This window comes from Variovorax nitratireducens (assembly GCF_051216545.1).
In the GTDB taxonomy this organism is placed as follows: Bacteria; Pseudomonadota; Gammaproteobacteria; order Burkholderiales; family Burkholderiaceae_C; genus Variovorax.
Genome location: NZ_JBPJZO010000001.1, coordinates 686,794 through 710,719, shown reverse-complemented (window position 1 = coordinate 710,719; position 23,926 = coordinate 686,794). Strand labels below are relative to the sequence as shown.

Here is a 23,926-nt window from a genome sequence, read left to right as displayed (position 1 = left end):
AGCTCTCCCCGTGGGCCACCATGCTTAAGCCATAGGTAGTAGCTTGATTGGCAAGTGGTCGCGCGGCGCGGCTTTCTCCAGAATGCAAAAGCCTGCAAAGGAGAACGCCATGCCCAAGCTGACCGAGGCGCTGCGCGCCGAGTACCAGTCGCTGTTCGACAGCTGCCAGATCGACGCTGCGCAGCAGCCCGGGATCAATGCGCAAACTGACAAGATCATTGCGGCCCGGTCGCGTTACGAAGGCGTGGCGAATCCGGTCGGCGTGCCGTGGTACGTGGTCAGTGTGCTGCACAGCCTGGAAGCCGGCCTGCGCTTCGACCGGCATCTGCACAATGGCGATCCGCTGACTGCGCGCACGGTGCAGGTTCCCAAAGGCCGCCCGCCGACCGGTACGCCACCCTTCACCTGGGAAACCAGTGCGGCCGACGCGCTGAGCTTCGAGAAGTACGACAGCTGGAGCGACTGGTCGGTGCCCGGCATCCTGTTCAAGTGGGAGCTCTACAACGGCTGGGGCTACCGCAACCACCATCCCGACGTGAAGAGCCCCTACCTCTGGAGCATGACCAACCACTACGTGAGCGGCAAGTACGTGGCCGATGGAGTCTGGTCGGCCACGGCGAAGTCCAAGCAGGTCGGCGCAGCGGCGCTGTTGCGCCGGCTGGCCGAGCGTGGCGTGGTGGATGCGGCCTCGTTCAGCACCAGTGGGCCGCTTGCCAGGGCGATCGAACAGGGCAAGCCGGCGCTGCGCTTTCAGCCGCAGACCGAATCACCGCGCGGCGTCGACTTGCAGCAGTTCCTGAACAGCTTTCCGGGCATCTTTCTGCGCGAGGACGGCAAGCTCGGCCAGCGCACCTCGGACGCGCTGCAACAGGTGCTGGGCCAGCGGCTGCACGGCGACCGGCGCACCTGAACGCGTTCAGGTCATCACACGCTCGGGCCGCACGCCCACGCCGACCGCGTAGGCCGGAATCCCCTGCAGGATCGGAAAGCGCTGCGCCATCCGCAGCACCCACGGCACGCCGAAAGGTTGGGCGCGGCCGGTGCTCTGCAGCACGGGCGTGAGCAGGCGGTTCTGCACTGCCACCTGCACTGCCTGCGTCACCTTGGCCGGAAACTCCCGCCGCTGCTGCACCCGCGCCAGCAATGGCGTGATGGCCTCGGCGCCCAGTGCGCGATCGGCCAGCGCCTTGCCCAGCAAATTGGCCGTGGCCACCGCATCCTGCACCGCGAGGTTGATGCCGACGCCACCGATCGGCGACATCGCATGCGCCGCGTCACCGATGCACAGCAGCCCCGGCTTCCACCATTGCACGAGGCGATCGACCGTGACGCTCAGCAGCTTGACGTCGTCCCAGCTCGCGATGTGGCCGACGCGGTCGGCCAGCGGGGGCACGGTGGCGGCGATTTCGGCGCGGAAGGCGTCGAGCCCGCGCGCCTGGATCGCCGAGATGCCCCCTTTGGCGATGACATAGGCGCACTGCCAGTAGCTGTTGCGGTCGATCGTCGCCATGAAGTGGCCGGTGTCGATGTAGCCGCCCGAGCCTTCGGGGTCGCCGGGCTGCTTGGGCAGGCGCATCCACAGCACATCGATCGGCGCGCCGATGTCGCGCACCGTGAGCCCGGCCGCGCCGCGCAGCACCGAACGGCGGCCGTCGGCCGCGACCACCAGGTCGGCCGCAATATGCGATGCGCCCTCGGCGGTCTGCACCTCGACGCCCACGACGCGGCCGTCGCGCTCGACCAAGCCGGTGCCTTCCGTGTTGAGCAGCAGGCGAAAGCCCGGATAGCGCTCGGCCTCGTCACGCAGGAAGTCGAGAAACTCCCACTGCGGCACCATCGCGATGAACTTGCAGCGCGTGCGCAGGCGCGAGAAATCGGCCAGCCCGATCTGCTGGCCCGAGATGGTTGCGCGCAACCGGTGGGCCTCGTCGTGCGGCCGCGCCAGAAATGCGTCGAGCAGGCCGAGGTCACCCATCACGTCGAGCGTGGACGGATGCACCGTATCGCCGCGAAAGTCGCGCAGGAAGTCGCCGTGCTTTTCGAGCACGGTGACGTCGACGCCGGCGCGCGCCAGCAGCAGCCCGAGCATCATGCCGGCCGGGCCGCCGCCGACGATGCAGCAGCGGGTGGAAAGCGAGGGGATCATGGCCAAGCCTCCTGTCCAGCGGATTGGGCGCCAACGGCGCTGCGCTGTCCAGCCGCGCGCGACCCTGATACCTCCTAAGATGCCCGTTCGACCATTCAAAAGGAGCCAAGCATGAGCACGCACGTCTACAAGCACATCGAACTCACCGGCTCGTCGCCCGTCAGCAGCGACGACGCTGTCAGGAACGCGATCGCCAAGGCGAGCGAATCGGTGCGCAACATCCAGTGGTTCGAGGTGGTGGAAACGCGGGGCCACGTGGCGGACGGCAAGGTCGCGCACTGGCAGGTGACGCTCAAGGTCGGCTTCACGCTGGAGTGAGGCGCCCGCGCGCCGTGGTCGTCAGGGCTTGAAGCGGATACTGCGAAAACTGCGCTCGGCCGGCGGGCGCTGCTTGCATTCGACGCCGTCGGTGCGCAAGCCACCGTCGTCGCTCAGCAGTTGCAACCCGCCGGTGCCCGGCATCGCGAACATCGCTTCGGGCCGCAAGCTGCCCAAAGCGATGTTGGGCAGCGGCACCGGCGCGTCTTGTGCCCGGCCCGACCAGCTGTAGAGTGCAAACGTGCCACTGTCGGCCGGTGGCCCTGCCACCAGCAGGTAGCCGGATCCGGTAGCTTCGATGCTGCGCACGCCGCGCCCGCCGAGCGCCAACGTGATCGGCTCGCCCCAACGGGCAGGCCTCCCCTCGAGCAGATCCTGCGGGTTCTGCAACGGCATCACCAGCGCATCCTGTCCGGCCAGCGGGCTGCGAAAGCCGATCAGCAATTGCCCGTCCGGCGTGGCCGCAAAGCCCTCCAGGTTGAAGCCCCCGTCGGCCTCCGGCGCGCGCTGCGCTGAGGCAGCCAGACCGAACTGCTGCGCGCCGCGTGACGCCAGCAGGTCGGCCTGCAACGCGGTGTAGGGCCTGGCCACAGGCCGCAACGACGGCGGTGTGGTGGTGGTGTCGATGTCGGTCGCAAAGAAGCGGTGCCGCGCCGGCCGCAGCTTGCCGTTGCGGTTGCGCGCATGCGAGGTGACCCAGTAGATGCGCTTGCCCACGACGGCCGCGCCTTCAATGTCGGATTCCTCATCGTCCGCCGTGCCGAGATACGACGCCAGCGACAGCGTGGACACAGCCTCGGGCCGGCCCTGCCGGTAGATGCGCAGCGTGTTGTCCTCGTCGTTGGCCACGACGAAGTGATCGGCATCGAGCGCTGCGGCGGCCGATGCATCGCACATGCCGCGGTAGACCACGACATCGAGCGCCCAGGAGGGTGTGGTTGTCAGCATGGCAATGCTCAACAGAAAAGCGGTGGCATGGTGCGTCAAGCCTGAATCTTGCCGGATGTTGCCGCTCAATCGGGCGCCTGCACTACCCGGTCGTTCTCTTCGTCGGCAGGCACGTTGTCGGCGTCGAGCTCGCTCGCGTCGGTCAGGTCGATGCCGGTTTCGTCTTCGATTTCGTCGGCGGAATCGGTCTCGTCCGAATCGAAACCGTCGCCCGGCAACGGATCGTCGGGATGCAGTTTGGGGGCGGCGCGGGTCATGGTCGAACTCCTCGTTGGTCTTGCGTAGACCCAATGGTGCACCCGATCGGCGCCGAGCGGTTCAGCCAAATGTCAGCGTCGCTGTCGGAGAGTGTGCCGCATGGTCATGATCATGGTCATGCCCGTGGCCTCCATGCGCGAGCCGACTCACCAGCGTCACCAGCACGATGCCGACCACCAGCCAGGTGATCTGCGCGGCCGTTTGCCGCGCGCTCAGGCGCTTTTGCAACTGCGGAATCAGGTCGGCCAGCGCCACGTAGATGAAGCTGCTGCTGGCCAGCACCAGAAAGTAAGGCAGCAGGCTGTGCAGTGAATCGACCAGCCACCAGCCGGCCAGGCCGCCCAGCACCGTCATGGTGCCGGCCAGCGACACCTTGACCAGCGCCGCTCGAGGGTTCGGCGAGGTCTGGCGCAGCACCACCAGGTCGCCGATGTGGTGCGGCACCTCGTGCGCCAGCACCGCCAGCGCCGCGACCAAGCCCAGCCGCAGGTCGGCGACGAAGGCCGACGCGATCAGCACGCCGTCACCGAAGCAATGCACGCTGTCGCCGGTGAGCACGGCCCAGCCGCCGCTGCGCGGCGCTTCCACGTGCGGATGGTCGTGACCATGCGCAGAGGCATGCCCATGGTCGTAGCCCTGGTGGTGCTCGTGCCCGTGATGCCAGAGTTCGGCCTTGTCGAGCAGAAAGAAAAACACCAGTCCAAAAAGCAACATGGCGAACAGCGTCGCGGGCTCGAGCTTGCTTTCGAAAGCCTCGGGCAGCAGGTGCATGAAGGCCGTGGCCAGCAACGCGCCGGCCGCCAGGCTCAGCAGGTACTGCGCGCCCTGGGCGTCGACGCCGCGCTGCACACCGAGGCGCAGCAGCAAGGCTGCGATCCAGACACTGCCGATGCCGGCGACCAGAGTCGCCGTGATGATTGCTATCAAATTCATAGCTTCTTGCGCAAAGTGGACGGGCGCTGACGCCCGATTTCATCCATAAAACAAAAGCCGCCCCTCGGGGCGGCTTTCAGTGCGAAGACAGCGGATGAACGCCGTCAGACAACACCGTTGGCCTTGAACCAGGCCACGGCGCGTTGCCAGCCGTCGTCGGCCGCGCTCTTGACATAGCTCGGTCGGTAGTCGGCATGGAACGCATGGCCCGCTTCGGGGTACACGACGAACTGCGAGGCCTTGGCGGCCGGGGTGCCGGTCGCCAAAGATGATTTCATCTTATCAATAGTGTCAAGGGGGATGCCCTGATCCTTGCCACCATAGAGGCCCAGCACCGGCGCCTGCAGCGCGGCCGCGACGTCGATCGGGTGCTTGGGCGTGAGTTCGCTGGGCTGTCCGACCAGCCGTCCGTACCAGGCCACGCCGGCCTTGACCTTGCCGGTGGCGGCATAGAGCCAGACGAAGCGGCCGCCCCAGCAGAAGCCGGTGATGCCGGCCTTGGCCGCATCGCCGCCGTTGGCTGCGGCAAACGCGAGTGCGCCGTCCAGGTCGGCCAGCACCTGGGCGTCGGGCACCTTCGACACGATGTCGGCCTGCAGCTTCGGGATGTCGGTGTAGCTCCGGGGGTCGCCCTGCCGCGCATAGAGTTCGGGCGCAATCGCGAGGTAGCCGAGCCTGGCGAATCGGCGGCAGGTGTCGGCGATGTACTCGTGCACGCCGAAGATCTCCTGCAGCACCAGGATCACCGGCAGACCGGTCTTGCCGGCTGGCGCCGCCATATAGGCCGGCACGTCAAAGCCGTTGACCGTGTATTTGACCGGGCCGGCCTTGAGCCCCTCGGCCGACGTCGTGATGGCCGTCTGCGCCGCAATCGGCAGCGTGGCAGCGGCATAGCCGACCCCGAGCGCCACCTTGAGCGCAGTGCGGCGCGAGGCGCCCGCGTCGGTCGAGTCGCCGGGACGCAGGGAATCGAAGTCGTTCTGGAGATCGGAGTTCAGCATCGGTCTTTCCGTTGAAGTTGGGATGAAAGGGCAGTCGGCTTTGTAACGATTTCCGCCCGCGCGCGCTAGTGCGCCGCGACCTTGCCGCGCGAAATGTCCATCACCATGCGCGTGGCCAGATAGAGCCGCGGCTGGATCGAATCGATCAGCACGTATTCGGCATCGGCCGAATGTGCGCCGAAGCCCTGCAGACCGAAACGCTCCACCACCGGGGCCTTGGTGGCCAGGGCGGCAAAGGCGGCGTCGGTACCGCCGCCGGCCACCTGGGCGTCGGCGCCGAGCTTGCGATCGAGTTCACCGTAGATGGCCTGCGCGTGCCTGGCGAGCGCGAGCGAGGCCGGGCTCGATTCGAGCGGCGGACGGCGGCGCTCGAACTTGAGTTCGACCTTGGCCTCGGGAATCAGCTGCTTCTTCGCCCGCTCGTTGACCTGCTTCTCGATGCGGTCGTAGTCGGCGACCTTGTTCACGCGCACGTCGGCGCCAGCGGTCGCGCTGGCCGGGATCACGTTGCGGTTGGTGCCCGATTGCGCGATCGTCCAGTTCATCTTGAGGCCGGTGGCCGGATCCGACAGGTCGCGCATCTGCAGCACCTGGTGCGACATTTCGTAGAACGCATTGACGCCACGCTCCGGCGCCGAGCCTGCGTGCGAGGCCTTGCCCTGCACCTTGAGCGTGACCGAGGCGATGCCGGCAGTGGCGAGCGACAGCTTGTCTTCGGCCACCGAAGCGCCTTCGTGCGACAGCACGGCGTCGTGCTCTGCGCCGAGTTGGGTGATGAGCGCGCGCGAGCCGGGCGAGCTGATTTCCTCGTCGCCGTTGATCAGCACGGTGAGCGTGCCGTACTCCTTGAAGTCCAGCGCCTTGAGCATGGCCAGCGTGTGCAGGATCACCGCGATGCCCTGCTTGTCGTCGGCGATGCCCAGGCCATAGGCCTTGTCGCCCTCGACCCGGAACGGCTGCTTGTTGAGCATGCCGATCTGGTAGACCGTGTCCATGTGCGCGATCAGCATGATCTTCTTGGTGCCGGTGCCCTTGAAGGTAGCCTTGACAACTTTGCCGATCTTCTCGGGCGTGTCTTCCATGCGGTAGACCTCGGGCGCCGCCGGGCTGCCAGGCTCGATCAGCTCCACCTGGCCGCCGAGCGCGCGCAACTTGTCGGCGATGAGGCTGGCGATCTTGTCGAGCCCTTCGAGGTCGCGGCTGCCCGACTCGATGCCGACCAGCTGCGAGAGCGAATCGAGAAGCGGCTGCTTCTGCTGGGCGGCGAGTTCTGCAATGCGCGCATCGGGTGCGGCGTGGGCAGAAAGCGTAGCCAGCGCCAGGGCGGCGGCGAGAGCGAGTTTTCGCATGGCTTTTCTTTTCCTTCGATGAGGGTTGTCGTCAGTGTGCTTTGTCCCAGTTCGGCCCGAAGCCGATCTCGGCCAGCAGCGGCACCTTGAGCGCAGCCACGGCGGCCATGATGCCCGGGATCTCGGTGCGCACCCATTCCGCCTCGGCCTCGGGCACTTCGAACACCAGTTCATCGTGCACCTGCATGATCATCTTCGTGCCGCGCTGCTCGGCGTCGAGCACCCGCTGCACCTCGACCATGCTGAGCTTGATCAGGTCGGCCGCCGTGCCCTGCATCGGCGCGTTGATGGCCGCGCGCTCGGCGCCGCCGCGGCGCGGGCCGTTCGGCGAATTGATCTCGGGCAGGTACAGGCGCCGGCCGAACACGGTTTCGACATAGCCTTTTTCCTTGGCCAGCGCGCGCGTTTCGTCCATGTAGATCTTCACGCCCGGATAGCGCTGGAAATAGCGGTCGATGTAGGCGGCCGCGGCCTTGGTCTCGATGCCGAGATTGCGCGCCAGGCCAAAGCTGCTCATGCCGTAGATCAGCCCGAAGTTGATGACCTTGGCATAGCGGCGCTGCTCGCTCGACACCTGCTCGGGCGTGCTGCCGAACACTTCGGCCGCGGTCGCGCGGTGCACGTCGATGCCGTCGGTGAAGGCGCGCAGCAGCGAGGCGTCGTCGCTCAGGTGCGCCATGATGCGCAACTCGATCTGCGAGTAGTCGGCACTCGCGATCACGCTGCCCGCAGGCGCCACGAAGGCCTCGCGCACGCGCCTGCCTTCGGGCGTGCGGATCGGGATGTTCTGCAGGTTCGGGTCGTTGCTGCTGAGCCGGCCCGTCACGGCCACTGCCTGCGCGTAGTGCGTGTGCACGCGCCCGCTGCGCGGGTTGGCCAGCTGGCCCAGCTTGTCGGTGTAGGTGCCCTTGAGCTTGGACAGGCCGCGGTGTTCGAGGATCTTGGCCGGCAGCGGGAAGTCTTCGGCCAGCTTCTCTAGCACCTCTTCGTCGGTGCTGGGCGCGCCGCTCGGCGTCTTCTTGACCACGGGCAGGCCGAGCTTGGTGAAAAAGATCTCGCCGATCTGCTTGGGCGAACCCAGGTTGAAGGGCTGGCCCGCGAGTTCGTAGGCCTCCTGCTCCAGCGCCATGATGCGCGTGCCGAGTTCATGGCTTTGCGCCGACAGGGTGGGCGCATCGATCAGCACGCCGTTGCGCTCGATGCGGTAGAGCGCTTCGCTGCTCTTCATCTCGAGCTGGTAGACGAACATCAACTTTTCGTCGGCCTCGAGCTGCGGCCACAGTGCCAGGTGCACGTCGAGCGTCTGGTCGCTGTCCTCGCAGGAATACTCGGCCGCCTTGTCGATCGCGACCTGGCCAAAGGGGATCTGGTGCGCGCCCTTGCCGCACAGGTCTTCGTAGCTGATGCCGCTGCGGCCCAGATGGCGCTCGGCCAAGCTCGCCAGGCCGTGCGGCTTGTGCACTTCGAGCACGTAGCTCTGCAGCATGGTGTCGTGCGCATAGCCCTGCACCTCGATGCCGTGGTTGGCGAACACGTGGCGGTCGTACTTGACGTGCTGGCCCAGCTTTTTCTTCGCGCCGTTCTCGAGCCACGGCTTCAGCTTCGCGAGCACCTCGTCGCGCGGCAACTGGGCCGGTGCATCGGGGTAGTTGTGCGCCAGCGGCACGTAGGCGGCCTCGCCCGGTTTCACGCTGAAGCTCACGCCGACGATCTCGGCGCGCATTTCGTCGAGCGAGGTGGTTTCGGTGTCGACCGCAACCAACTCGGCCGCTTCCACCCTGGCCAGCCAGGTGTCGAAGGCCTCCCAGGTCATCACCGTGTCGTAGGCCAGATTGCTGACCTTCTCGGCCGCGACCAGCGCGGGGTCGTCGAACAGGCCCGGGCCGGCGTCGCCGCTCTTGTTCTTCCTGTTGCTTTGCTCGATCAGCTCGGGCGGCACCGCCTGCGATTCGAGCGCCTTGACCAGGCTCTTGAAGCCGAACTTTTCATAGAACGTCTTGAGCTCGTCGGTTTGCTGCGCACCCGGGGCGAGCGCTTCGAGCGACGGCAGGCCGGCAACGTGTTCGGCGAGGTCACAGTCGGTGCGGATGGTCACGAGCCGCCGGCCCTGCGGCAGCCATTCCAGCGCCTGGCGCAGGTTTTCCCCGGCCTGCCCCTTGACCTCTGCGGCGCGCTCGATCAACGCGTCGAGCGAGCCGTATTCGAGCAGCCACTTGGCGGCTGTCTTGGGCCCGACCTTGGCCACGCCCGGCACGTTGTCGACCGTGTCGCCGACCAGCGTCTGGTAGTCGACCATCAGGTGTGGCGGCACGCCGAACTCGGCCGTCACGCCGGCCACGTCGCGCTTCTTGCCGTTCATCGTGTCGATGATCGTGATGTGCGCGTCGACCAGCTGGCTCATGTCCTTGTCGCCGCTCGACACGATCACCTCGACGCCCTGCTGCGCGGCCGTCTTGGCCAGCGTGCCGATCACGTCGTCGGCCTCCACTCCCGGCACGACCATCACCGGCCAGCCCAGCAGCCGCACCACCTCGTAGATAGGCGCCACCTGGCTGCGCAGGTCGTCCGGCATCGGCGAGCGGTTGGCCTTGTACTCGCCATACCAGTCGTCGCGAAAGGTCTTGCCCGGCGCATCGAAGATGCAGGCGGCGTAGTCGGCGCGCACCTCGCGCCGCAGCGCCTGGGTCATGTTGATCATGCCGCGGATGGCGCCGGTGGCCGGGCTCGTCATGTCGCCCGGCACGGCGCGCAAATCGGGCATCGCGTGAAAAGCGCGATACAGGTAGCTCGAACCATCGACGAGCAGCAGCGTTTTCTTGTCGGTCATCGGGCCATTTTGCCGTTTGGCGAACGCGCCCCCGTCAGACGGGGCCGGGCGGCACCTGCTTACAACGCGTGCTCGGGTGCCACCTACAATCTCGTGATGCGCCGATCCATCCTGCTGCCCGTTCGCCGCACCCTCGCGGTGCTTGCCTGTGTCTTGCCGCTGGCCGGCGTGGAGGCCCAGACTGCCCCGCCACCCGCTGACGCCGCACAGGTTCAGCCGCAGGGCCGCCAGAACCAGAAGATCGAGAACATCCACGTCGAAGACAGTGGCGCCTCGGTCGACGAAGTGCGCTACGGCGGCCAGACCCAGAGCATCAAGGTCACGCCCAAGGGCGCGCCGAGCTACGAAGTGCTGCCCGGCAGTGGCGCCCGGGCCCCGCAAGGGCAGCCAGCGCAGGCCGACAGCGGGGGCAACGGCCCGCGCGTGTGGAACGTTTTCAAGTTCTGACTGGCCGTGGCCGTCTTCACAGAAGTCGGGCTCGATGAAGCCGGCGCGCTGCTGCAGCGCCTGGGCCTCGGTGAGTTGCGCGAACTGCGCGGCATCGAAGGCGGCATCGAGAACACCAACTACTTCGCGACCACCGATCAGGGCGCCTATGTGCTGACGGTGTTCGAGCGGCTCGGCTTCGACCAGCTGCCTTACTACCTTTGTTTGATGCAGCACCTGGCCTCTCGCGGCATTCCCGTGCCCGCCCCGGCGCCCGATCCGTCGATTCAGCTGGCGCCGCTCGGCCATGCGCTGGAACGCGCGGCGAACGCACCCTGCGAGCTGCTGCACACCCTGCAGGGCAAACCCGCCGCCGTGGTGCAGCGCCTGGCCGGCCGCAGCGAGCTGGCACCGACGGCAGCACATTGCGCCGAGCTCGGGCAGATGCTGGCGCGGATGCACCTGGCAGCGCGTGACTTTCCCCGCATCCAGCCCAACCTGCGTGGCCTGCCCTGGTGGAACGACACGGTGCCCGTGGTGCTGCCCTACCTCGATGCGCCCCAGGCCGCGCTGCTGCGCAGCGAACTGGCCTACCAGAACCACGTGGCCGAATCCTCGGGCTACGCGGCGCTGCCGCGCGGGCCGATCCACGCCGACCTGTTTCGCGACAACGCGATGTTCGCGACCGGCGAAGAAGTGCCGCGCCTCACCGGCGTGTTCGACTTCTACTTTGCAGGCACCGACAGCTGGCTGTTCGACCTGGCCGTGTGCCTCAACGACTGGGCGATCGACCTGTCGACGGGCGAGGCCGACGCCGGCCGCACCGCCGCCCTGCTCGACGCCTACAGCACGGTGCGCCCGCTGATCGCCGCCGAGCGCGCGCTGCTGCCGGCCATGCTGCGCGCGGCCGCGCTACGCTTCTGGATCTCGCGCCTCTGGGATTTCCATTTGCCGCGCGAGGCCAGCATGCTGAAGCCGCACGACCCCACGCACTTCGAGCGCGTGCTGTGCGAGCGCGTACGGCGCCCCCTCCCGACGCCCGACACGCAACGCGTGCTGCAGGCCGCCTGACCATGAAGCTTCATCTTGTCCCTGCCCGTACCGGCGTCGAGTGGGTTCGCCTCGGCTTGCGCACCTTCTGGCGGCAACCGCTGGCGTTCATTTCGCTGTTCTTCCTGTTCATGGCGCTGATCTCGATCGCGGCGCAGTTGCCGCTGGTCGGCAGCATCGTCGCGCCGGTGTTCCTGCCGTTCATGACGCTGGGGCTGATGGTCGCCACCTCGGTGGCCCAGGACAGCGAAACGCCCAAGCCCGTTGCGCCCGCGATGTTCGTGGCGGCCTTCCGCGCCATGCGCGGCCGCTGGCGGCCGATGATGGTGCTCGGCATCATTTCGGCGATCTACTTCGTGGCCGCGGTGGGGGTCTCTGCGCTGATCGATGGCGGCCAGCTCGCACGGGCCTACCTGCTCGACGAAACCGTGACGCCCGAGATCATGGCCGGCAGCGATTTCCAGACGGCGCGTCTGCTGGTGATGTGCCTGAACCTGCCGCTGTCGCTCGCGATGTGGCATGCGCCGGCGCTGGTGCATTGGCACGGCGTGGCGCCGGCCAAGAGCCTGTTCTTCAGCCTGGTCGCGCTGTTCCGCAACTTCACCGCTTACGCGATGTTCTGCCTGTCGTGGTTTGGCGTGTTCATGATCGCCGGCATCGCGCTCGGCCTGATCGCAACGGTGCTGGTCGCGGTCGGCGCCATGGCCGTCGGCGACAGTGCATCGATGCTGGGCGGCGCACTGATGATCGGCTGCGCCTTGACTCTGGCAGCGATGTCGCTGAGCTCGACCTGGTTCACTTTCCGCGACAGCTTCGACCCGGATTAGGCTCGGGCTAGGCTCGCCCCCAGGCTTCGCGCACTGCGTGTCGCTTCTCCTTCCCCCTACCGGGGGCAACACCGGCGGCCCGGCAGAGCCGGTTCCGCGGTGTTCACCGCGAATTCAGACGGGCGTCAGCTTGGCCACTGAAAGGGCCAGCCACTTCACGCCGTGGCGCGGAAAGTTGATCTGGGCCCGCGCATCGTCGCCGCTGCCTTCGAGCGCCGTTACCGTGCCCTCGCCGAACTTGTTGTGGAACACCTGCTGGCTGATGCGCAGGCCGTGCGACGGGGCCGCCTTTTGCACCGGCACCGTACCGCTGCCATAGGTTTCGGTGGCGCGCGCGCCGCCGTAGCCACCGTAACCAGTGGAGCCGCTGTCGTAGCGACCGCTGCGCTGGCTCGGCGCCGCGAACTGGCCGAAGCCGGCGTTCTTGGGCGTCAGCCACTTCAGCGCGCTCTCCGGCAATTCGTCGAAGAAGCGGCTCTTGAGGTTGTAGCGCGTCTGCCCATGGAGCATGCGCGTCTGTGAATGGCTCAGGTAGAGCCGCTGGCGCGCGCGCGTGATCGCGACGTACATCAGGCGGCGCTCTTCCTCGAGACTGTCGCGATCGCTCATCGAGTTCTCATGCGGGAACAGGCCCTCTTCCATGCCGGTGATGAACACGCAATCGAACTCCAGGCCCTTGGCGGCGTGCACCGTCATGAGCTGCACCGCGTCCTGGCCGGCCTTGGCCTGGTTGTCGCCCGACTCCAGCGCGGCATGGGTGAGGAACGCCGCCAGCGGGCTCAGCGTTTCGCCGGTGTCGGCATCGGGCGCGAGATCGGGCAGTGCTTCGTCGAGCACCGGACGGCTCGTGTCGATGCCCTGGCTGGCAGCGCTCTGGCGCAACTCGTCGATCGGCAATGCGACGGCATCGCGGCCGAAGCCCTCCTGCGTGACGAAGCTCTCGGCCGCGTTGACCAGTTCTTCCAGATTCTCGATGCGGTCGGCGCCTTCGCGATCGGCCTTGTAGTGCTCGATCAGGCCGCTGTGGTCGAGGATGAGCTCGATGATTTCCTTCAGCGAGATGTTTTGCGTCTGCTCGCGCAGCACGTCGATCTTCGCGACGAACGCCGACAGGTTGGCGCCCGCCTTGCCGCTGAGCGCGCCGACGGCGTCGTGCAGCGACTGGCCGCGCGCGCGCGCCGCGTCCTGCAACTGCTCGATGCTGCGTGCGCCGATGCCGCGCGGCGGAAAGTTGACGACGCGCAGAAAGCTGGTGTCGTCGTCCTTGTTCTCGAGCAGGCGCAGGTAGGCCAGCGCGTGCTTGATTTCGGCACGCTCGAAGAAGCGCAGGCCGCCGTACACGCGGTACGGCACCGCGGCATTGAACAGCGCGGTTTCGATCACCCGGCTCTGCGCATTGCTGCGGTAGAGCACGGCGATTTCCTTGCGGTTGATGCCCGCGTCGGCGCCGGAGCCCCGCACCAGCTGGCGGATCTCGTCGACCATCCATTGCGCCTCGGCAAAGTCGCTGGTCGATTCGTACACGCGCACCGGCTCGCCGGGGCCCTGCTCGGTGCGCAGGTTCTTGCCGAGCCGCTTGGTGTTGTGGCCGATCAGCTCGTTGGCCGAATCGAGGATGTTGCTGTAGCTGCGGTAGTTTTGCTCGAGCTTGATCTGCTGCTGCACATCGAACTCGCGCACGAAGTCGGCCATGTTGCCGACGCGCGCGCCGCGAAAGGCGTAGATGCTCTGGTCATCGTCGCCCACCGCAATCACGCTGTTGCCGCCGGGCTGGAATGTGCCGTCGACCGCGGTGGTGCCCGACAGCATCTTGATCCAAGCGTATTGCAGGCGGTTGGTGTCCTGGAACTCGTCGATCAGGACGTGGCGAAAGCGCCGCTGGTAGTGTTCGCGCACCGGATCGTTGTCGCGCAGCAGTTCGTAGCTGCGCAGCATGAGCTCGCCGAAATCGACCACACCTTCGCGCTGGCATTGTTCTTCGTAGAGCTGGTAGAGCTCGATCTTCTTGCGGTCGTCCTCGCTGCGCGCTTCGACGTCGCGCGGACGCAGGCCGTCTTCCTTGGCGCCGGCGATGAACCATTGCGTCTGCTTGGCCGGAAAGCGCTCGTCGTCGACGTTGTGCTGCTTCATCAGCCGCTTGATGGCCGAGAGCTGATCCTGCGTGTCGAGGATCTGGAAGGTGGACGGCAAGTTGGCCAGCTTCCAGTGCGCGCGCAGGAAACGGTTGCACAGGCCGTGGAAGGTGCCGATCCACATGCCGCGCACGTTGACCGGCAGCATCGCCGACAGGCGCGTCATCATCTCCTTGGCCGCCTTGTTGGTGAAGGTGACGGCCAGCACGCCCCCCGGCGACACCTGCCCGGTCTGCAGCAGCCAGGCGATGCGCGTGGTGAGCACCCGCGTCTTGCCCGAACCGGCGCCCGCGAGGATCAGCGCATTGCCGGCCGGTAGGGTCACCGCGGCGAGCTGCTCGGGGTTGAGGTTCTGGAGCAGCGGCAGGTCGGCGCGGGGCGCAGTATCGGTGAGCATCGCCCGATTGTAGAAAGCGTGGCGTATGCGGGGTATATGAACGGCCATTGCGCGCGCCCCGGGGCGACTGCGTAAAATCAGTCACCGGGCCCAAGTTTCTTGCGCCCGGTTTTTCGTTTTGGAAAGCCGGCCGAACCAAGCGCTCATTTGTTCTTCAAAGGAGCTTCGGTCATGCAAATTTTCGACTACGACAACATCCTGCTGCTTCCGCGCAAGTGCCGCGTGGATAGCCGCTCCGAATGCGACGCCAGCGTCGAGCTCGGCGGCCGCAGCTTTCGCCTCCCGGTGGTGCCGGCCAACATGAAAACGGTGGTCGACGAGACCATCTGCCTCTGGCTCGCGCAGAACGGCTACTTCTACGTGATGCACCGCTTCGACCTGGACAACGTGATCTTCGTCGAGCAGTTGCAAAAGAAAGGCGTGTTCGCCTCGATCTCGCTCGGCGTCAAGAAGGCCGACTACGACACGGTCGACCAGTTCGTCGCGAAGGGCCTGGTGCCGGAGTACATCACGATCGACATCGCGCATGGCCATGCCGACAGCGTGAAAAACATGATCGGCTATCTCAAGGAAAAGCTGCCCGCGTCCTTCGTGATTGCCGGCAACGTGGCCACGCCCGAAGCCGTGATCGACCTGGAGAACTGGGGCGCCGACGCCACCAAGGTCGGCGTCGGCCCGGGCAAGGTCTGCATCACCAAGCTCAAGACCGGCTTCGGCACGGGCGGCTGGCAGCTGAGCGCGCTCAAGTGGTGCGCGCGCGTGGCCACCAAGCCGATCATTGCCGACGGCGGCATCCGTGACCATGGCGACATCGCCAAGAGCATCCGCTTCGGCGCGAACATGGTGATGATCGGCTCGCTGTTCGCGGGCCACGAAGAGTCGCCGGGCAAGACCGTGGAAGTCGACGGCGTGCTGTTCAAGGAGTACTACGGCTCGGCCAGCGACTTCAACAAGGGCGAGTACAAGCACGTCGAAGGCAAGCGCATCCTAGAGCCGATCAAGGGCAAGCTGGCCGGCACGCTGGTCGAGATGGAACAGGACGTGCAGAGCTCGATCAGCTATGCGGGCGGCAAGAGACTGATGGACATCCGCAAGGTGAACTACGTGACGCTCGGCGGCGCCAACGAGGGCGAGCACCTGCTGATGTAGCCCACCCCCGATGCGGCTCACTTCGTGTAGCCGCCTCCCCCTCAAGGGGGCGACACCAGCGGCCCGGCAAAGCCGGTTCCGCAGTGTCCCTGGAAAAGTCAGCGTTTATCTTGGAGCAGTGAGAGGGCCGAGCCGTGAAGGGCATGTGAGGGGTCGGCCAGGGCATCGAGGATGCTGAAGTGGTTGAGGCCCGGCTGTTCTTCGCAGACCGGCACCGTACGCGCGCCCCACGCCTTGCGGATCAGCGCGTTGTGGCGCAGAAACTCTTCGCTCTCGTCGCCGCCGACCACGCTGTAGAGCCGGCCCTGCTTCGGCGCCGGCCACAAGGCCGGGCTGGCGCGGCGCGCATCCTGCGGCGTGAGTCGCAACGCCTCCTGCAACGAGGGGGTGCGCATCAGCGGTTGGAGGTCATAAAGCCCCGAGATCGACAGCGCATTGCGCACCAGCTGCGCCGGCAGGCCCAGCGCCTTCCAGTCACAGGCCAGCAGCATCGCCGCGAGGTGCCCGCCGGCCGAATGCCCGGCGACCGTGATGCGGCACGGATCGCCGCCATGCTCGGCGACGTGGTGCCAAGTCCAGGCCAGCGCCTTCACCATCTGCAGCGCGATGTCCGGAATGGTCACCGGTTGCGCCGCGGTGCCCGGGCAGAGCGCGTAATTTGGAACGACGACGCAAACGCCCTGCGCGGTGAATGCCGGCGCCACGAAGGAATGGTCGCTCTTGTCGAGCGAGCGCCAGTAGCCGCCGTGGACGAACACCAGCACTGGCACGCTGGACGACGCGCTCGCAGCGGGAAAGATGTCGAGCGTCTCGTTGACACCGTCGCCATAGCGCCGGTCGATCACGCCCGGCGGCGCGGCGGCGCGCACCTGCGCCGAGTCGTGCGCCCAGCGCGCAAAGTACGCGGGGTGCCCGGGTACGCGTGCACGGTTGTTGTACATGCGGTCGAGCCAGACCGGGTCGTCGTGTGGAGCCATGCGTCGTTCCTTGTCGAAAAAAGCGATTCGGAGTGATCTTGGCACGCGCCACGAAACTGCATGAATCGCGTTAAACTCGATCTGCGTTGGGGGGGTAGCTCAGCTGGGAGAGCGCCGCGTTCGCAATGCGGAGGTCGTGAGTTCGATCCTCATCCTCTCCACCAACCGACAGCAAAAAGGCCCTGGCATTCGCCAGGGCCTTTTTTTCGTTGGGCGCCGCTCAGTCGAGTGTCAAATGCCGGCCGTGCAACGCCACCGCGGCGGGCGACGCGAGGTATCCGATGGTCTGCGCGGCGACCGCGGTCGACACCCACTCGGCCGGGTTGGCATCGGGCATCGCATGGCGATTGGCCGGCGTGTCCATCACCGTCGGGGCGATGCTATTGACGCGAATGCCGTGCGGCGACAACTCGGCCGCCATCGATTCCACCAGCCGCTGCAACGCGCTCTTGGACGCGCAATAGGCCGACATGGCGGCCAGGCCGCGCGACGCAGTGGCGGCGGTGACGGCGATCACGCTGCCGCCCTGATGCGCAATCATCGACGGCACGAACGACTGGCTCACCGCCACGAACGACCAGGCGTTGAGGTTCATCATGCGATCCCAGCTCGCACGTTCGAGTTCGTGCACCGAAGCGCCCATCTCGAAGCCGCCCGCAATGTGCACCAGCGTGTCGACCTGCTGAAAAACCTTCAATACCTGCGCCGATGCTTCCTGCATAGCCGCCACCGACGTCACGTCGCAGGCAATCAGCAGATGCTGCGAGTTGTCGAGGCCGGGAAAGGTCTCGGCCAGCTTTTCGGCATGGTGATCGAGCAGCGCGAGACGCGCGCCCTGGTCGAGAAAGTGCTGCGCCACGGCGCGGCCGAGCGCGCCGGCGGCGCCCGTCAGCACGACGTGGGATTGGGTCTTGAGGGTGTCGGTCATCGATGCATCCTTGGGGTTCGTTGCGCAAGCGCGCGAGTGCCGGCGATGGTAGCGCCGGTTGCTGGCCGGCACCGATTCTTCTGGGCTATAATCGAAGGATTGCCTGATCACAGCAATGCGATTCAGGGGCTCTTAGCTCAGTTGGTAGAGCAGCGGACTCTTAATCCGTAGGTCGAGTGTTCGAGTCACTCAGGGCCCACCACCAAATTACCCGCGCGGTTACTAGAAAGCCTGCTATCTAATCGATAGCGGGCTTTTGTGTTTCTGGCCCTCAATCGGCCACCTTGTCACGAATCCCGTCAGCGTGGCCTCCGCGCGCATGTGCGACGACGTGCGACGACCTTCGGGCGCCGATAGCGCTGCCAGGCACAGGGCTGCCAACGCCCGGCGCGTTCCTCGCTTCTTTTCGCCCCCGATGCCTTTCGAGAGTGCCGGGACGGCCGCTATTTCTTGCTGCCGGTCGCCCTGTGCGCCTGATGATTTCCGAAGGTCAGAGGCGCCGTGTTGCAACTGAGCACGGTTTGCCCCCCCGTCAGTTTGATGAGGACCAGGGCGGTGTCTTTCGTGCCAGGCTCTCCGCCATCGGTGAAGGTAAATGCTATTTCTGCGGGCTGACCATTGAAGGTGCCGGTTCCCGCTCCGTCAAAGGTGTCGAAGTCCGCATTCGGGGGTTGTTGGATCGCGTCAGTGTCGGTGCACACGGCCTTCGTCAAAGTGGTCAGATGAAAATTGTCGCCGCCGGAAAAGTTGATTTCCAGATTGTTTGGCACTGCGAGCGTGGCCGGCGGATCGCCCTTGCAATGCAACTCGAACCCGTGCGTCACTCTTTGCTGCCCCGGTTCACTGCAGACAAAGCTTCCGCCACCCGTCATTCGACCTTCTTGGTGTGCCCACGCAGCGCCCATCATCGTCGCAGCCGCTATAGAGCAAAGCACAGCCCTACCGCAAATTTTGTCCATGATCTTCCCTCTGCCCCGCCACGGGCGGTGATACCAGGGCCAGAGCATCAACTCGGGAGCTTGAACAAACAGGCGCAGAGGCCCATCGGGCGAAATTGTTGTACGCCTTAAATCGACCCTTCTCCATACAACAGATGGCCTATCTTTTCTGACTTCCCTAACCACGAAGGCCTCGCTGCTCCTACCGCATGGCGTTCATGCGATCTCGCGCAGCGCGCACCAGACGACGCATGGCTCACCAGCTCGCCGAAGAGGCGCCCCGATCGAGCCATCGCTGTTCTGATGCCGTTCTTTGTATGCAAGTCCGTACGCCAGAGCACATACAGATTCAGCCTACGGCCCCATGCTCTCTGGCAGACAGCGGCGGCGCTGGTAGAGGTGCTTCGGCAGCCGCCAAATCCTTGGCCGGTCCTCGATGCCGTCGACTGTCGCCAATCACGGGCCCAGACGCAGCAGACAACTCCGCGCAGGGCTCCTGCTATATCAGCGCCTTGCCTTCTGCGTTGTGGGCGGGCTGAGTTGACGATATTCGTCGACCCAACAGATTCCTCGGGCCTTCATCCCCTCGATCAGTTCGTTCTGGCTTTTGAAGACGCCCGATGAGGCCAAGGTGCCCTTTATTTCGCCGTACCTCAGAACTACAACCCTGCCGTGGCAGTTTCCTTCACTGCTGACTCGATCCATGAAAAATCGCAGTTCCCAGTCTTGGTGGAAGTACCGGCCAATTTCTGTTTTTGGCGCCATGGCAGATCTTTCACAGGCAGCGAGTCACTCGAATGTATGAAACGTCAACTCAGAGGCCCAAACTACGCTCTTCTCAAGGCAAGTCACGTAAGAAGAACACCCCTGCACCCGTCGCGAGAAAGCGCCGGGGGTTCAGCGCTTACCGCCCGACGCAGCGCGTCGCTGGCGCCGCGAGCCCGCGGCATGAATCAAGGCTGGAAACTCGCCAGCCAGCTCCCGCGCCAGATAGCCCAACGGGCCATGTCGCCGGGCGAGCGAGGCCCCGGCACGCGCATGCAGCACTACCCCCCAACCGCAGGCGGCCAGCGGCTCCATTCCACGCGCAGAAAGTCCGCCAATCAGGCCGGCGAGTATGTCCCCGGAACCGGAGGTCGCCAGACCGGAACTTCCCCCGGTGAAGCGCCAGGCCTCACCCGAAGGCATGGCAATGAAGGTCTCGGCGCCCTTCAGGGCGACGCAGGCGTTCCAGCGTCGGGCCGCCTCCGCAGCCACCTTGTGCGGATCGACGCAAACGTGCTCCTTGGAAAAACCGGTCAGGTGCGCCATCTCCCCCGCATGAGGCGTGAGGATGACAGGCTGCGCGAAGCTTCCTTCGCGCACGATCGACATCGCCACGGCATCCAACACCATCGTGCTCGACGCGAACAGCGGCAATAGCGCCCGTACAAATGCGATGCTGCGGCGCTCGTCGAGCATGCCGGGGCCCAACACCACTGCACTGACCTTGTCGACAAGAGGCGCCAGCCTGGCCACCGCCCGCGCCTGCAGCGCGCCAGATGGGCTTTGATCGAGCGGAATCACACGCGCTTCTGGAATGGCCAGCGCGAGACCCAGCGCCACGTTGCGCGGCGCGGCCACCGTCAGTTTCCCAGCGCCGGCGCGCAACGCTGCCACGGCGGCGAGCAATGCAGCACCCGGCACTTCTTCGCTTCCCGCGACCACCAACACGTGCCCCCGCGCCTCCTTGTCGGCATCGGCACCGTGGTCAGGGATAGGCCACCGGGCGAGCGCCTTGCTGTCCAGCGGTCTTGCGCGCGATGAAATGGCGGGCATGGGAGGCATCAGGGCTTTGGCGCCGCAGGCTGATCCGGCGCGCTCGTGACTGGCGTCGCAGCCTCCCGCAGCGGTGCGAGAAAGTTCACCAGATCCAGTTGGAGTACCTGATCCTCGTCAGCCCGCCTTTGCGCGCGATAGGACGTCACGGCGCAGTTGGGCACGTCACCCTGGCGGTCGATCTCGAGGATCTGCTGTTCGTCCATGTGCTCGAGCAGGTAGCGCATGCAGTTGACGATCACCTGATGGGCGACCACCAGCACCCGGCGATCCGCGTACTCGCGCGTCACCATCTCGAGCAGGCTGCGAAGGCGAAGAATCACATCGCACCAGCTCTCGCCGCCGGGCGGGCGGAAATAGAACTTCCCTACATGGATCCGCTGCTGGTTCAGCTCGGGATGCTTCTGGTGGATGCCGAGCTTGGTGAGGCGATCCAGCACCCCGAACTCCTTCTCGCGAAGGCGTTCGTCAATCCGCAGCGTGACTTCGTGCTGCGCGAGGCGACAGCGCTCGGTGACCAGGCGAGCGGTTTCCTTGGCGCGCAGGTAGGGCGAACACAACACCACTTCGGGTTGTTGATCCGGCGGCAGCTTCTGGAACCATTCGCCAAGCGCCTTCGATTGCGCCACGCCCAGCGGCGACAACGGGACATCGATGTCCCGCCAGGCGAGATCGATCACCGCCAATCCACCGGACTCGGCTGCGTCGCGCGCGACGTTGCCCGCGCTTTGGCCGTGCCGAACGATCCACAAGGTGTCAGGCCAGTTCGAATGCATCAAAACCCCACACAGAAGTGCAGCGACTTTAGAAGGGACATGAAGGTCGCCTCGTAGGCCAAGACCCATTGGCGACGTCGCGTCGACGGCTGGCGGCGTCCCGTCAGCAACGCTCTCGATCTGGAAGCGCCTCTCTCCTACAAGTCCAGAAACGGGCCATACCTAGCCTCGCGCTTCCTTCACATCGAGAATGTCATGGCCAAAAAACCAACCACCTCTTCAGCTGAGCTCGATGCTGCACACGCTGCCGCGCGAAACACCGACAGCGGGCCCGCTCAGCCCGCGCCACCCGCTGCAGGAAAAGGCGATCCGCCCACGCAGAAAGCGATCGACACGCAGGCGCTCGCGAGCGGGATGCCCGCCAATGAAAACAAGCCGCTGGAGTACGGAGACGCCAACGCGCTATCGACTCCGGTCGGCGCCAGCGTCAGCCCCCCATCCCGCCTGCCGGCCGCCAGCACGCTCTCCGAAGAAAACTTTTCCGGCAAGACCGGCACGGTGGCGCAGGAGAGCGTGAATGCCACGATCGACACGCTCGATCGCGTGCGCGTCGATTCGAGCGGCCAGACGCTCACGACCAACCAGGGCGTCGCCATCGCCGACAACCAGAACTCCCTCAAGGCGGGTGCCCGAGGGCCAGCACTGCTCGAAGACTTCGTTCTGCGCGAGAAGATCACGCATTTCGATCATGAGCGGATTCCCGAGCGGATCGTGCACGCACGCGGATCCGGCGCGCATGGCTTCTTCGAATGCTACGAGCCGCTGACGAAGCACACCAAGGCCGCGCCCTTCAAGGAAGCAGGCAAGGTCACGCCCGTGTTCGTTCGGTTCTCGACGGTCGCTGGCGAGCGCGGCTCCAAAGACACTGCACGCGACGTCCGCGGCTTCGCCGTGAAGTTCTACACGGACGAGGGCAACTGGGATCTGGTGGGCAACAACATGCCGGTCTTCTTCATCCAGGACGCCATGAAGTTTCCCGATCTCGTCCACGCAGTGAAGCCGGAGCCGCACCATCAGATGCCGCAAGCCGCCAGTGCACACGACACCTTCTGGGATTTCGTCTCGCTGATGCCCGAGTCGACCCACATGCTTATGTGGCAGATGTCAGACCGTGCCATCCCACGCAGTTATCGAATGATGCAGGGCTTCGGGGTGCACACGTTCCGGTTGGTCAACGAAGCGGGTGAAGCCGTGCTCGTCAAGTTCCATTGGCAGCCCAAGCTCGGCACGCACTCGCTGGTGTGGGAAGAGGCCGTGAAGATATCGGGTGCCGATCCGGACTTCCATCGTCGCGATCTTTGGGAGGCCATCGAGGCAGGCGAATACCCTGAGTGGGAACTCGGTCTGCAGATCTTCACGGAAGAGCAAGCCGAGCAGTTCAGCTTCGACATCCTCGATGCGACGAAGATCGTCCCCGAGGAGCTCGTGCCGGTGCAGGTGGTGGGCCGCCTGGTACTCAACCGAAACCCCGACAACTTTTTCGCGGAAACGGAGCAGGTCGCCTTCTGCACGGCTCACATCGTGCCGGGGCTTGATTTCACCAACGACCCCCTTCTTGCGGGTCGCATCCACTCCTACGTCGACACGCAGATCAGTCGCCTGGGCGGCCCCAACTTCCACGAACTGCCGATCAATGCGCCGATTGCGCAAGTGCACAACAACCAGCGCGACGGCATGCACCGGCAGGCGATCCACCGCGGTCGCGTCGCCTACGAGCCCAACTCGCTTGCGGGCGGCTGTCCGTTCCAGGCGGGCGCCGCACAGGGTTTCGCAAGCGTCGCGCGCCGGATCGACGCGAAGGAGAACGCGAACAAGGTTCGGATCAAGCCTGAGAAGTTTGCCGATCACTACACGCAGGCCCGACTGTTCTTCGAGAGCCAGACGGAGGTGGAAAAGGCCCATATCGGCAATGCATTCCGGTTCGAGCTCTCCAAGGTGACCGTGCCGGCCATTCGCGAACGCATGGTCGCGGGGCTCCTCAATGCAGCGCCCGATCTGGCGGCAAGGCTCGCGCAAGATCTGGGGATGGAATTGCCAGCGCCTTTGCCCAAGGCGCTCGAGAATCCCGCGCCTCCCGAAGTGCAGACCTCGCCCGCCTTGTCGCTCATGGCCCGGCCCGGCGATGGCGGCATCCGTACGCGCAAGGTCGCGGTGCTAGTGGCCCAAGGCGTCGAAGGGGCATCGCTCGGCAAGCTGGTTTCCGCGCTCGTCGCAGCGGGTGCGGTGCCGCGTCTGGTCGGCGCCCGCCTCGGAACCTATGTGGGCGCGGGCGGCGAGAGGTTTGCAGCAGATGCGACGATGGAGAACTCTCCCGGTTTCCTCTTTGACGCGCTGGTGCTGCCCGATGGCGCGGGTGCCGTGGAAGCCCTCGATGCGGATGCGCACACGCTCGAATTCCTGCGGGATCAATACTGGCATTGCAAAACCATCCTCGCCTTCGGTGCGTCCGAGGCACTGTTGGCGGAGGCCCAGATCCCGCTGACGCTGCCGGATGGCTCGCCCGATACCGGACTGATCCTTGCTGATGCGGCTGGCGCCGACGCGGCCATTGCCGACTTCATTGCCGCCGTGGGGATGCACCGGCACTACGGCCGGGAAAACGATCCGCCAAAGGGCTGAGCGAGAGCGACTGGCGAAGGTTGCGCTGTCCGAAACGAGCCTGCGCCGCCTTCCTACAACAAGCTCGGCAACCGCAGCCGAGTCTTCCCATCCCCCCACCTACTTATCA

The 23,926-nt window shown here is 65.7% G+C and carries 20 protein-coding genes and 2 tRNA genes; 9 read left to right on the top strand and 13 right to left on the bottom strand.

The genetic code is table 11. The features are described from left to right. Positions 1 to 109: 109 nt before the first annotated feature. Entirely contained in the window at positions 110 to 910 is an 801-nt protein-coding gene (locus ACSFA8_RS03280; protein ID WP_435478080.1) for a hypothetical protein, read from the top strand. A 6-nt stretch (positions 911 to 916) separates the two neighbouring features. Here the strand turns inward: ACSFA8_RS03280 and ACSFA8_RS03275 are convergent, their stop codons facing one another. Further along, complete coding sequence (locus ACSFA8_RS03275) at positions 917 to 2,146, bottom strand: FAD-dependent oxidoreductase (protein ID WP_435478079.1); 1,230 nt, start codon at positions 2,144 to 2,146, stop codon at positions 917 to 919. A 111-nt stretch (positions 2,147 to 2,257) separates the two neighbouring features. Between ACSFA8_RS03275 and ACSFA8_RS03270 the strand changes: the two genes are divergently transcribed. Then, the gene (locus ACSFA8_RS03270; RefSeq protein WP_286545713.1) at positions 2,258 to 2,464 is read left to right on the top strand and encodes a dodecin; all 207 of its coding nucleotides are present in this window, start codon (positions 2,258 to 2,260) and stop codon (positions 2,462 to 2,464) included. Between the two features lie 21 nt (positions 2,465 to 2,485). On the opposite strand, the gene ACSFA8_RS03265 is transcribed toward ACSFA8_RS03270, so the two are convergent. From ACSFA8_RS03265 to polA, 6 genes are all read right to left on the bottom strand, one after another. Then, on the bottom strand, positions 2,486 to 3,412 hold the full coding sequence (locus ACSFA8_RS03265; RefSeq protein ID WP_435478078.1) for a DUF3616 domain-containing protein: 927 nt from the start codon (positions 3,410 to 3,412) through the stop codon (positions 2,486 to 2,488). Positions 3,413 to 3,477: 65 nt separating this feature from the next. Next, positions 3,478 to 3,669, bottom strand: coding sequence for a hypothetical protein (locus tag ACSFA8_RS03260; protein ID WP_435478077.1), 192 nt, complete (start codon positions 3,667 to 3,669; stop codon positions 3,478 to 3,480). Between the two features lie 61 nt (positions 3,670 to 3,730). Further along, a complete protein-coding gene (locus ACSFA8_RS03255) occupies positions 3,731 to 4,603 on the bottom strand; it encodes a ZIP family metal transporter (protein WP_435478076.1) in 873 nt (290 codons plus the stop codon). Between the two features lie 104 nt (positions 4,604 to 4,707). Beyond that, complete coding sequence (locus tag ACSFA8_RS03250; protein WP_435478075.1) at positions 4,708 to 5,604, bottom strand: dienelactone hydrolase family protein; 897 nt, start codon at positions 5,602 to 5,604, stop codon at positions 4,708 to 4,710. 65 nt (positions 5,605 to 5,669) lie between these two features. Next, positions 5,670 to 6,953 (bottom strand): M20/M25/M40 family metallo-hydrolase, encoded by a 1,284-nt coding sequence (locus tag ACSFA8_RS03245; RefSeq protein ID WP_435478074.1) that lies wholly within the window; start codon positions 6,951 to 6,953, stop codon positions 5,670 to 5,672. Between the two features lie 31 nt (positions 6,954 to 6,984). Next, positions 6,985 to 9,780, bottom strand: coding sequence for a DNA polymerase I (gene polA / locus ACSFA8_RS03240; protein WP_435478073.1), 2,796 nt, complete (start codon positions 9,778 to 9,780; stop codon positions 6,985 to 6,987). A 96-nt stretch (positions 9,781 to 9,876) separates the two neighbouring features. On the opposite strand from polA, the gene ACSFA8_RS03235 reads away from it, so the two are divergent. The 3 genes from ACSFA8_RS03235 to ACSFA8_RS03225 are packed head-to-tail and all read left to right on the top strand — an operon-like array spanning position 9,877 to position 12,083. Continuing rightward, on the top strand, positions 9,877 to 10,227 hold the full coding sequence (locus ACSFA8_RS03235; protein WP_435478072.1) for a hypothetical protein: 351 nt from the start codon (positions 9,877 to 9,879) through the stop codon (positions 10,225 to 10,227). Between the two features lie 6 nt (positions 10,228 to 10,233). Then, on the top strand, positions 10,234 to 11,277 hold the full coding sequence (locus tag ACSFA8_RS03230; RefSeq protein WP_435478071.1) for a homoserine kinase: 1,044 nt from the start codon (positions 10,234 to 10,236) through the stop codon (positions 11,275 to 11,277). A gap of 2 nt (positions 11,278 to 11,279) precedes the next feature. After that, positions 11,280 to 12,083, top strand: a complete 804-nt coding sequence (locus tag ACSFA8_RS03225) for a BPSS1780 family membrane protein (protein ID WP_435478070.1) — start codon at positions 11,280 to 11,282, stop codon at positions 12,081 to 12,083. 114 nt (positions 12,084 to 12,197) lie between these two features. Here the strand turns inward: ACSFA8_RS03225 and ACSFA8_RS03220 are convergent, their stop codons facing one another. Further along, positions 12,198 to 14,612, bottom strand: a complete 2,415-nt coding sequence (locus ACSFA8_RS03220) for a UvrD-helicase domain-containing protein (RefSeq protein ID WP_435478069.1) — start codon at positions 14,610 to 14,612, stop codon at positions 12,198 to 12,200. Positions 14,613 to 14,783: 171 nt separating this feature from the next. On the opposite strand from ACSFA8_RS03220, the gene ACSFA8_RS03215 reads away from it, so the two are divergent. Continuing rightward, the gene (locus ACSFA8_RS03215; RefSeq protein WP_435478068.1) at positions 14,784 to 15,761 is read left to right on the top strand and encodes a GMP reductase; all 978 of its coding nucleotides are present in this window, start codon (positions 14,784 to 14,786) and stop codon (positions 15,759 to 15,761) included. A gap of 98 nt (positions 15,762 to 15,859) precedes the next feature. Here ACSFA8_RS03215 and ACSFA8_RS03210 read toward each other — a convergent pair whose 3' ends face one another. Beyond that, positions 15,860 to 16,738, bottom strand: coding sequence for an alpha/beta hydrolase (locus tag ACSFA8_RS03210; RefSeq protein WP_435478067.1), 879 nt, complete (start codon positions 16,736 to 16,738; stop codon positions 15,860 to 15,862). 88 nt (positions 16,739 to 16,826) lie between these two features. On the opposite strand from ACSFA8_RS03210, the gene ACSFA8_RS03205 reads away from it, so the two are divergent. Next, a tRNA-Ala gene (locus ACSFA8_RS03205) sits at positions 16,827 to 16,902 on the top strand. 56 nt (positions 16,903 to 16,958) lie between these two features. On the opposite strand, the gene ACSFA8_RS03200 is transcribed toward ACSFA8_RS03205, so the two are convergent. Then, positions 16,959 to 17,666 carry an SDR family oxidoreductase gene (locus ACSFA8_RS03200; protein WP_435478066.1) on the bottom strand — a complete coding sequence of 236 codons (708 nt, stop codon included), beginning with the start codon at positions 17,664 to 17,666 and terminating at the stop codon, positions 16,959 to 16,961. A 126-nt stretch (positions 17,667 to 17,792) separates the two neighbouring features. Between ACSFA8_RS03200 and ACSFA8_RS03195 the strand changes: the two genes are divergently transcribed. Further along, positions 17,793 to 17,868 (top strand) — tRNA-Lys (locus ACSFA8_RS03195). 241 nt (positions 17,869 to 18,109) lie between these two features. Here the strand turns inward: ACSFA8_RS03195 and ACSFA8_RS03190 are convergent. The 3 genes from ACSFA8_RS03190 to ACSFA8_RS03180 all read right to left on the bottom strand — a co-directional run bounded on the left by ACSFA8_RS03190 (position 18,110) and on the right by ACSFA8_RS03180 (position 21,198). After that, entirely contained in the window at positions 18,110 to 18,538 is a 429-nt protein-coding gene (locus ACSFA8_RS03190) for a hypothetical protein (RefSeq protein WP_435478065.1), read from the bottom strand. Between the two features lie 963 nt (positions 18,539 to 19,501). Then, a complete protein-coding gene (locus tag ACSFA8_RS03185) occupies positions 19,502 to 20,422 on the bottom strand; it encodes an NAD(P)H-hydrate dehydratase (protein ID WP_435478064.1) in 921 nt (306 codons plus the stop codon). A gap of 8 nt (positions 20,423 to 20,430) precedes the next feature. Then, entirely contained in the window at positions 20,431 to 21,198 is a 768-nt protein-coding gene (locus ACSFA8_RS03180) for a histidine phosphatase family protein (protein ID WP_435478063.1), read from the bottom strand. Between the two features lie 195 nt (positions 21,199 to 21,393). Here ACSFA8_RS03180 and ACSFA8_RS03175 point away from each other — a divergent pair, with 195 nt between their 5' ends. Then, a complete protein-coding gene (locus tag ACSFA8_RS03175; RefSeq protein ID WP_435478062.1) occupies positions 21,394 to 23,817 on the top strand; it encodes a catalase in 2,424 nt (807 codons plus the stop codon). The last annotated feature ends 109 nt before the right edge of the window (positions 23,818 to 23,926 follow it).